Below are 8484 nucleotides of genomic sequence, written 5' to 3'. Positions count from 1 at the left end.
AGGGGGCCCGAGGCCGTTCAGGCCGATCGGGGGTCCCGGGGGCGGAGCCCCCCTGGGGACGGTGGGGCAACGCCGGGTGCCTCGGACACGCCGGGTGCACGCCGGGTGCCTCGGACACGCCGGGTGCCTCACCTCACCCCCCGGCTGAACCTAACGGAGTGAGCTGGCGCACACCTGCCGTAGAGTTGAGGCCGGTCGATACATGACCGTGACAGATCGGAAGGGCAGCACGCGTGACCGTCGACGACTCGGGTTCCGGCGAGGACGCGCAGGGCGCCGACTCCGGCGAGGATCCGCTCGCCCTGCGCCTCGAAGGGCTCATCCTGGGCGCCGAGCGCCGCTATACCCCGTTCCAGGCGGCCCGCAGCGCCGGCGTCTCCATGGAACTGGCCTCCCGCTTCTGGCGGGCGATGGGTTTCGCCGACATCGGGCAGGCCAAAGCGCTCACCGAGGCGGACGTACTGGCGCTGCGGCGCCTCGCCGGTCTCGTCGAGGCGGGGCTGCTGAGCGAGGCGATGGCCGTGCAGGTGGCCCGGTCCACCGGCCAGACCACCGCGCGGCTCGCCGAATGGCAGATCGACTCCTTCCTGGAGGGGCTGACCGAGCCGCCCGAGCCGGGCATGACGCGCACCGAGGTGACGTACCCGATCGTCGAGCTGCTCCTGCCCGAGCTGGAGGAGTTCCTGGTCTACGTCTGGCGGCGGCAGCTCGCCGCCTCGGCCGGACGGGTCGTGCAGGCCGCGGACGACGAGGAGATGGTGGACCGGCGGCTCGCGGTCGGCTTCGCCGACCTGGTCGGGTTCACGCGGCTGACGCGCCGGATGGAGGAGGAGGAGCTCGGCGAGCTGGTCGAGGCCTTCGAGACCACCGCCGCCGACCTGGTCGCCGCGAACGGCGGCCGGCTGATCAAGACCCTCGGCGACGAGGTGCTCTACGCGGCCGACGACGCGGGCACGGCCGCCGAGATCGCCCTGCGCCTGATCGAGACCATGGCGCACGACGAGACGATGCCGGAACTGCGCGTCGGCATGGCGTTCGGCACGGTGACCACCCGTATGGGTGATGTCTTCGGTACGACCGTGAACCTGGCCTCCCGGCTCACCTCGATAGCTCCGAAGGACGCCGTGCTCGTCGACACCGCCTTCGCCGAGGAGCTGATCCGCACGCAGGACGCCCCAACCTCGGAGGCGGAGGCGGCCGAGGAGGCCGCGGCGGCGGAGAAGGAGGGCGAGGAGCCCCCGGTGTACCGGTTCGGGCTTCAGCCGATGTGGCAGCGGCCGGTGCGTGGGCTGGGCGTCGTGGAGCCATGGCTGCTCACGCGGCGGAACGACGGCTGACGGGGACGACGGCCGGGGCTTTCCGGCCGGGCTCTCAGCCAGGTGCGTCCACGCACAGGCCGATGACCGGCACGCACAGGCGCGGGTCCTCCGGTTCCTTCTGCTTCTCGGGCTCGGGGGCCGGGCTGGGCGCGGTCCGGTTCGGCGGTGAGGGCGGGGTCCGGGCCGGGCGCGGGGCCTTGTCGTTGTCCCTGGCCGACGGGGCCGGGGGGTTCGTCGTGTCGGGGACGGCCGCGGGCCGGGGAGCCGCGGTCGTGTGTGCCCCCCGGGTGTCGGCGGACGTGGCCGTGTAGGTGGAGGACGGGGTGCGCGAGGCGGCGGCCGGGCCGCGGGTGCCCGGCGACGCGGGCAGGCCGCCCAGGGCGGTGGGCGACGAGGGGCTCGCCTCCGGGGCGGCGGGACCGGTGGCGGCGGTGTGGGTGGCCTCGTTCGTGCCGGTCGTGACCGGGTCCGGGCGGGGCTCGGCCTCGACGCTGCCGACGCTGTCGGTGCCGGGGCCGGAGGTCAGGCGCACGAGGCTCAGGGCGCCGGCTGCCAGGGCGAGGCCGCCGGCGGCGAGCAGGGCCTTGCGGGGGCGTGGTTTGCGGTGCCGGCCCCGGGCGCGGGAAGAGAAGGGATCGGTTTCCGCCGGGGCCGGTTCGTAGGGGGCGCCCGGCTGACAGGGCATGGCCGGTTCCGGCCGGCGGGGTGCCGGTGCTCCGGCGCCCCGCTGCGGATTCGCCGGCGTGTTCCTCGTCGTCATGGTTCCTCCCCGGTACGCACGCGCCCCCAGTGCGCCGCGGCGGATGCACGCTATGCGCTGCCATGGGCGATCGGGCCGGAGTTGGGGTGATGTCACTCGAACGGGTGGGCGGGGTGGTGGTGCGGGAAGCGGACGCGTCCGCTCTTTCGCGGGTGGGGCGGGGCTGCGATGATCGGAGCGGCGATGTTGTTAACACACGTTAACCGGAGGGTGTCATGAGTGAGGAACGGTTCGGGGAGTTCGTGCTGGTGCGGCGGCACGAGCAGGGGCACGTCGCGGAGCTCGTCCTCGACCGGCCCAAGGCCATGAACGCGGTGTCGACGGAGATGGCGCGCTCCATCGCCGGGGCGTGTGCGGCGCTGGGGAAGGACCGGGACGTACGGGTGGTCGTGCTGACCTCGACGCATGAGCGGGCGTTCTGTGTCGGGGCCGACCTGAAGGAGCGCAATTCGCTCAGCGATGCGGAGCTGGTGCGGCAGCGGCCGGTGGCGCGGGGGGCGTACACCGGAGTGCTGGAGCTGCCGGTGCCGACGGTGGCGGCGGTGCACGGGTTCGCGCTGGGCGGGGGGTTCGAGCTGGCGCTGGCGTGTGACGTGATCGTGGCGGACCGGACGGCGGTGGTGGGGTTGCCGGAGGTGTCGGTGGGGGTGATTCCCGGAGGTGGGGGTACGCAGTTGCTGCCGCGGCGGGTGGGGGCCGCGCGGGCGGCTGAGCTGATCTTCTCGGCGCGGCGGGTGGAGGCCGTCGAGGCGGGGGAGTTGGGACTCGTCGATCAGGTGGTGGAGGAGGGGCGGGACCGGGAGTCGGCGTTGGCGCTGGCCGCTCGGATCGCCGGGAATTCGCCGGTGGGGTTGCGGGCGGCGAAGCGGGCGTTGCGGCTGGGGCAGGGGCTGGATCTGCGGGCCGGGCTCGAGGTGGAGGACGCGGCCTGGCGGGCCGTGGCGTTCTCGGGGGATCGGGCGGAGGGGGTGGCCGCGTTCAACGAGAAGCGGCGGCCGGAGTGGCCTGGGGAGTGAGCTGAAGGCACTGGGGAGGCACGAGCGCCCGCAGCCGGGTCTCCCCGTTCGCGCCGTCAACAGAACCAAATGGCTGGAAACTGCCTAGCCTGGGGTGATGGGTGAGGACAGACGGCTCGTGGCTGTCGTCGCGTTGGCTCAGGGGATGGCGGCCGCGCACGGGTCGCGTGAGGCGTGGCGCGCGGCGGCCGTCGGGGCGTGCCGGGCGCTGGGCGGGAGCTTTGCCGCGCTGTCGGTGTGGGAGCGGGAGCTCGGACGGCTGAAGGTCCTCGTGAACGTCGGTGAGCTGGCCGAGGGGGAGGAGGAGTTCCCGGAGGACGAGTCCTATCCGGTGCACCAGTTCGCGGAGATCACGGAGTTCCTGCACGAGCAGTGGGCCGGTGGCGGGGAGCCGGACGCCTGGGTGGAGACCGCCGAGGGGCCCGCCGCCGGGCGGCGTCCCGGGTACTGCCATCAGCGCGTCGCCGCCCTGCGCCGCCGTGGCCGCGGCTGCTGCGTGGTCGCGCCCCTCGTGCTGCACGGCCGGGCCTGGGGGGAGCTGTACGTCGCCCGGCCGGCCGGGGAGCCCGTCTTCGAGCGGGCCGACGCCGACTTCGCCACCGTGCTGGCCGCCGTCGTCGCCGCCGGTATCGCCCAGGCCGAGCGGCTGGAGGAGGCCCGGCGCCTGGCGTTCACCGACGCGCTGACGGGGCTGGCCAACCGCCGTGCCGTGGACGTACGCCTGGAGCGGGCGATCGAGCGGCACCGCAGGGACGGAGCCGTCGTCAGCCTCGTCGTCTGCGATCTGAACGGGCTCAAGCGGGTCAACGACACCCACGGGCACGCCGCCGGCGACCGGCTCCTGGAGCGGTTCGGCTCCGTGCTGTCGCTGTGCGGGGCCATGCTGCCCGGGGCTCTGGCGGCACGGCTCGGCGGGGACGAGTTCTGTCTGCTCGCGGTCGGGCCGCCCGCCGACCAGGTCGTGAAGGCGGCCGGTGAACTGTGCCGCCGGGCGGCGGAGTTGGAGCTCGGGGACGGTGTGGCCTGCGGGGTCGCCTCCACCGAGGACCCGATCGGGCCCGTGCCCTCGGCCCGGCGGCTGTTCCGGCTCGCCGACGCCGCCCAGTACCGGGCGAAGGCCGAGCGTGCCACGCGGCCGGTCGTCGCCGGGCGGGCCGGGCCCGACGATCCCGTCATACGGCTCGCGGACGAGCCGTCGAAGGAGGCCGACGGTGAGCGCCGGCGGTTCCGGGGGCGGCACGCGCCGTAGAGGCACCAGGCCGGGCGTGTGACGTATCGGTAAGGGGTGAACCGGGTCCCCAGTGGTGACATCGTCGAATTCACTGCGTACGCTCCTGAATATGGATATGCACACTGTGGTGGTGGGGACGTCCGGGGTGACCGCGTCCGACGTGCTCGCCGTGGCGCGCGGCGGTGCCCGCGTCCAGCTCTCCGGGGAGGCGGTGGCCGCCCTCGCCGCGGCCCGCGAGATCGTGGACGCGCTGGCGGCCAAGCCCGACCCCGTGTACGGCGTGAGCACCGGCTTCGGTGCCCTGGCGACCCGGCACATCAGCCCGGAGCTGCGCGCACAGCTCCAGCGCAACATCGTCCGCTCGCACGCCGCCGGCATGGGGCCGAGGGTGGAGCGGGACGTCGTACGCGCCCTGATGTTCCTGCGGCTGAAGACCGTCTGCTCCGGGCACACCGGCGTACGGCCCGAAGTCGCGCAGACCATGGCCGACCTCCTGAACGCCGGTATCACCCCGGTCGTGCACGAGTACGGCTCCCTCGGTTGCTCCGGCGACCTCGCCCCGCTGTCCCACTGCGCGCTCGCGCTCATGGGGGAGGGGGACGCCGAGGGTCCCGACGGTGCCGTACGCCCGGCCGCCGAACTCCTCGCCGCGCACGGCATCCAGCCGGTCGAGCTGCGCGAGAAGGAAGGCCTCGCCCTCCTCAACGGCACCGACGGCATGCTCGGGATGCTGATCATGGCCCTGGCCGACCTGGAGATGCTCTACCGGTCCGCCGACGTCACGGCCGCCCTGTCGCTGGAGGCCCTGCTCGGCACCGACAGGGTCCTCGCCCCCGAGCTGCACGCCATCCGGCCGCACCCGGGGCAGGCCGCCAGTGCCGCCAACATGGCGGCCGTGCTGAAGGGTTCGGGGCTGACCGGCCATCACCAGGACGACGCGCCGCGCGTCCAGGACGCCTACTCGGTGCGCTGCGCCCCGCAGGTCGCCGGTGCCGGGCGGGACACCATGGCGCACGCCCGGCTGGTCGCCGACCGCGAGCTGGCCTCCGCGGTGGACAACCCGGTGGTGCTGCCCGACGGGCGTGTGGAGTCCAACGGCAACTTCCACGGGGCGCCCGTGGCCTACGTCCTGGACTTCCTCGCCGTCGCCGTCGCCGACCTCGGCTCCATCGCCGAGCGGCGCACCGACCGGCTGCTCGACAAGAACCGCAGTCACGGCCTGCCGCCGTTCCTCGCCGACGACGCCGGTGTGGACTCGGGCCTGATGATCGCTCAGTACACCCAGGCCGCGCTGGTGAGCGAGCTGAAGCGGCTCGCCGTACCGGCGTCCGCCGACTCGATCCCGTCCTCCGCCATGCAGGAGGACCACGTCTCGATGGGCTGGTCGGCGGCGCGCAAGCTGCGCACGGCCGTCGACAACCTCACCCGGGTCCTGGCCGTCGAGCTGTACGCCGCCACGCGCGCGGTCGAGCTGCGCGAGGGGCTGACCCCGGCGCCCGCGACGCGGGCGGTCATCGACGCCCTGCGGGAAGCGGGAGTCCAGGGTCCGGGACCGGACCGGTTCCTGGCTCCCGACCTGGCCGCGGCGGACGCGTTCGTGCGCGACGGGCGGCTGCTGGCCGCGGTGGAGACGGTCACCGGCCCGCTTCTGTAGACGGCGCTCCGGTCAGGGGAAGGCCGGCCGGGACCCGCCGCGCGGCAGGGCCCCGGCCGCGCGGCGTCAGAAGCCGAGCCGTTCCCGGCGCACCGAGTACGCGACGAAGCCCGCGCCCAGCGTGAGGAAGAGCGTGCCGCCGAGGACGTACGGCGTGCTGTCGAAGCTGCCCGTGTCGGCGAGGCGGGCGCCGGTGCCGGTGACGGAGTCGCCCGCGGTCGTGGCCGCGACCCGCGCCTGCTCCGCGACCTGCGGCGACGGGCTTGCCGCGACCGCGTCTCTCACCGGGGAGTCCGACGTCGCGTTGGCGGACGGGACGAACCACAGGGCGCCCAGCAGGGACGCCGCGGCAGTGGCGGTCAGCAACGGACGGCGAGCGGATGACACGGAATATCGATCCCCTTGTGGCGCTGGCGAATTGGCCGTGTGGGGCGATGTTAGTGAAAGTCGCGGGTCACGGGAAAGTCACGGGAGGTCTTCGACGTACGCTCGCGCCATGAGCACTCCAGAGACATCACGTTTTGTCCGGCTTCGAGTAGAACTCGTTCTCGAGGTCGAGGACGCGGACGGGATCACCAAGGCCGCGCTGCGCCGGATCGCCGACGACGGTGGGATGCCGGCGGCGGAGCGGGCCCACGCCGAGGGCGCTGTGACGGAAGACACTGCCGAGGCCCTCGCCTACCTCGTGGATCCATTCGACCTGGTCAGCCAGGTGCCGGGGGTGGAGCTCCAGCAGGCCTCGTGGAGCAGCGAGCGGATCGACTACGACCCCGATTCGCCGGAGTGGGACCTCGACGAGGATGATGTCGACGACGACAGTGACAGCTGAGGCGCTTGGGAAAATAGTGACCCCGGACGGCAACCGTCGTCCGGGGTCTTCGCGTCTCAAGCGGAGCACCGGCCTCATCGCACCGTCCGCGCCCGTTCGCCGCGGACGGCGGGGACGGCGGGGACGTGGTGATCCCCACACGTGCGCGACATGGGGAACCGGACGATCCGGTCGTAGCGTTGAAAGTTCTCGACGAGGACTCGCGAGTCCTGACGGGGGCACTTGGGACTTTGACGGGGACGCTCGGGGTTTTGGGGAAATCGGCAACGATGGAGAAGCGTGTGATGACGGTCAGTAAGCGGCGCAAGGGCCTGACGGTCGCGTCCGCACTGCTCGGCGGAGTGCTGATGCTCTCGGCCTGTTCCGGCGGCGATGACAGCGCCTCCGGGGGCGACGGCGGCGACAGCTCCCAGTCGAAGGTCGACGAGGCCGCAGCCAAGAAGGCGTCCGAGGCCCAGATCAAGATCACGCCCGAGGACGGCTCCGACAACGCCTCCATCAACAACTCCGCCGCCGTCACCGTGAGCAAGGGCACGCTCACGAGCGTCAAGATGACGACGTCCGACGGCGCGGAGGTCAGCGGCGAGATATCCGCCGACAAGACCAGCTGGAAGCCCAGCACACAGCTGGAGCGCTCCACCACCTACAAGCTGGCGGCGGAGGCGAAGGACTCCGAGGGCCGCGTCGCCCACGAGAACGCCTCGTTCACCACGGTCTCCCCGGCCAACAGCTTCATCGGCAACTTCACTCCGGACGACGGCCAGACCGTGGGCGTCGGCATGCCGGTCTCGATCAACTTCGACAAGGCGATCACCAACAAGGCCGACGTCCAGAAGGGCGTCAAGGTCAGCACGACCAGCGGCCAGGAGGTCGCCTGCCACTGGTTCAACGCCAACCGCATGGACTGCCGCCCCGAGGACTACTGGAAGGAAGGCTCCACCGTCACGCTGAAGCTCGCGCTCGACGGTGTCCAGGGTGCCGAGGGCGTCTACGGCGTCCAGCAGAAGACGGTCACGTTCAAGGTCGGCCGCAACCAGGTCTCGTACGTCGACGCGAAGACCAAGCAGATGAAGATCACGCAGGACGGCAAGGTCGTCCGGACGATCCCGATCTCCGCCGGCTCGCCGGAGAACAAGACCTACGAGGGCGTCATGGTGATGTCCGAGAAGTTCAAGGAGACGCGCATGAACGGCGCGACCGTGGGCTTCACGGACGACGACGGCAAGGGCGAGTACGACATCAAGGACGTGCCGCACGCCATCCGCTTGTCCAGCTCCGGCACCTTCATCCACGGCAACTACTGGGGCGCGAAGTCCATCTTCGGCAACGCGAACACGAGCCACGGCTGCGTCGGTCTCCAGGACGCCAAGGGCGCGGACGACCCGAACACGCCGGGCGCCTGGTTCTTCAACAACTCGATCCTCGGTGACGTGGTCGTCGTCGAGAACACCGGCGACAAGACCATCGCGCCGGACAACGGGCTCAACGGCTGGAACATGAACTGGGCCGACTGGAAGGCCGGTTCGGCGGTCTGACGACTCCGTAGCTCACGAGAGAGCCGCCGCTCTGTCCCGGTTCGGGGCGAGCGGCGGCTTCCGTTTGTTCCCCCGGCGCTGGTGTCAAGGAGAACACGCGTGCGCAATCGTCATGCCCTGTAACGGAGTTCCGGCAGCCG

Annotated in this window: 8 protein-coding genes; 6 read left to right on the top strand and 2 right to left on the bottom strand. The window is 72.2% G+C overall.

Annotation, left to right across the window (positions count from 1 at the left end):
• Positions 1-233 precede the first annotated feature (233 nt).
• A complete protein-coding gene (locus tag QC385_RS28645; RefSeq protein ID WP_279544275.1) occupies positions 234-1337 on the top strand; it encodes an adenylate/guanylate cyclase domain-containing protein in 1104 nt (367 codons plus the stop codon).
• A 34-nt stretch (positions 1338-1371) separates the two neighbouring features.
• Here QC385_RS28645 and QC385_RS28640 read toward each other — a convergent pair whose 3' ends face one another.
• Positions 1372-2079: a hypothetical protein gene (locus QC385_RS28640; protein ID WP_279544274.1), complete on the bottom strand. Its 708-nt coding sequence runs from the start codon at positions 2077-2079 to the stop codon at positions 1372-1374.
• 215 nt (positions 2080-2294) lie between these two features.
• On the opposite strand from QC385_RS28640, the gene QC385_RS28635 reads away from it, so the two are divergent.
• From QC385_RS28635 to hutH, 3 genes are all read left to right on the top strand, one after another.
• Complete coding sequence (locus QC385_RS28635; protein ID WP_279544273.1) at positions 2295-3095, top strand: enoyl-CoA hydratase/isomerase family protein; 801 nt, start codon at positions 2295-2297, stop codon at positions 3093-3095.
• A 97-nt stretch (positions 3096-3192) separates the two neighbouring features.
• The gene (locus tag QC385_RS28630; RefSeq protein ID WP_279544272.1) at positions 3193-4344 is read left to right on the top strand and encodes a GGDEF domain-containing protein; all 1152 of its coding nucleotides are present in this window, start codon (positions 3193-3195) and stop codon (positions 4342-4344) included.
• A 97-nt stretch (positions 4345-4441) separates the two neighbouring features.
• Entirely contained in the window at positions 4442-5980 is a 1539-nt protein-coding gene (gene hutH, locus QC385_RS28625; RefSeq protein WP_279544286.1) for a histidine ammonia-lyase, read from the top strand.
• Between the two features lie 66 nt (positions 5981-6046).
• On the opposite strand, the gene QC385_RS28620 is transcribed toward hutH, so the two are convergent.
• Positions 6047-6346 carry an LPXTG cell wall anchor domain-containing protein gene (locus tag QC385_RS28620; RefSeq protein WP_150482724.1) on the bottom strand — a complete coding sequence of 100 codons (300 nt, stop codon included), beginning with the start codon at positions 6344-6346 and terminating at the stop codon, positions 6047-6049.
• 130 nt (positions 6347-6476) lie between these two features.
• On the opposite strand from QC385_RS28620, the gene QC385_RS28615 reads away from it, so the two are divergent.
• Together QC385_RS28615 and QC385_RS28610 are read left to right on the top strand one after the other, a co-directional pair.
• Positions 6477-6809: a hypothetical protein gene (locus tag QC385_RS28615; RefSeq protein WP_167537431.1), complete on the top strand. Its 333-nt coding sequence runs from the start codon at positions 6477-6479 to the stop codon at positions 6807-6809.
• Positions 6810-7078: 269 nt separating this feature from the next.
• A complete protein-coding gene (locus tag QC385_RS28610) occupies positions 7079-8344 on the top strand; it encodes a L,D-transpeptidase (protein ID WP_443033019.1) in 1266 nt (421 codons plus the stop codon).
• Positions 8345-8484 lie beyond the last annotated feature (140 nt).

It is taken from the genome of Streptomyces sp. DH10 (assembly GCF_029813805.1).
Lineage (GTDB): Bacteria > Actinomycetota > Actinomycetes > Streptomycetales > Streptomycetaceae > Streptomyces > Streptomyces coeruleofuscus.
This window is presented reverse-complemented; position numbering and strand designations above follow the sequence as displayed.

What these genes read in the sequence shown, in the direction of transcription:
- QC385_RS28640 (WP_279544274.1), bottom strand. Translation starts at nt 2,079, where the DNA reads ATGACGACGAGGAACACGCCGGCGAATCCGCAGCGGGGCGCCGGAGCA.
- QC385_RS28635 (WP_279544273.1), top strand. Translation starts at nt 2,295, where the DNA reads ATGAGTGAGGAACGGTTCGGGGAGTTCGTGCTGGTGCGGCGGCACGAG.
- QC385_RS28630 (WP_279544272.1), top strand. Translation starts at nt 3,193, where the DNA reads ATGGGTGAGGACAGACGGCTCGTGGCTGTCGTCGCGTTGGCTCAGGGG.
- hutH (WP_279544286.1), top strand. Translation starts at nt 4,442, where the DNA reads ATGCACACTGTGGTGGTGGGGACGTCCGGGGTGACCGCGTCCGACGTG.
- QC385_RS28615 (WP_167537431.1), top strand. Translation starts at nt 6,477, where the DNA reads ATGAGCACTCCAGAGACATCACGTTTTGTCCGGCTTCGAGTAGAACTC.
- QC385_RS28610 (WP_443033019.1), top strand. Translation starts at nt 7,079, where the DNA reads ATGGAGAAGCGTGTGATGACGGTCAGTAAGCGGCGCAAGGGCCTGACG.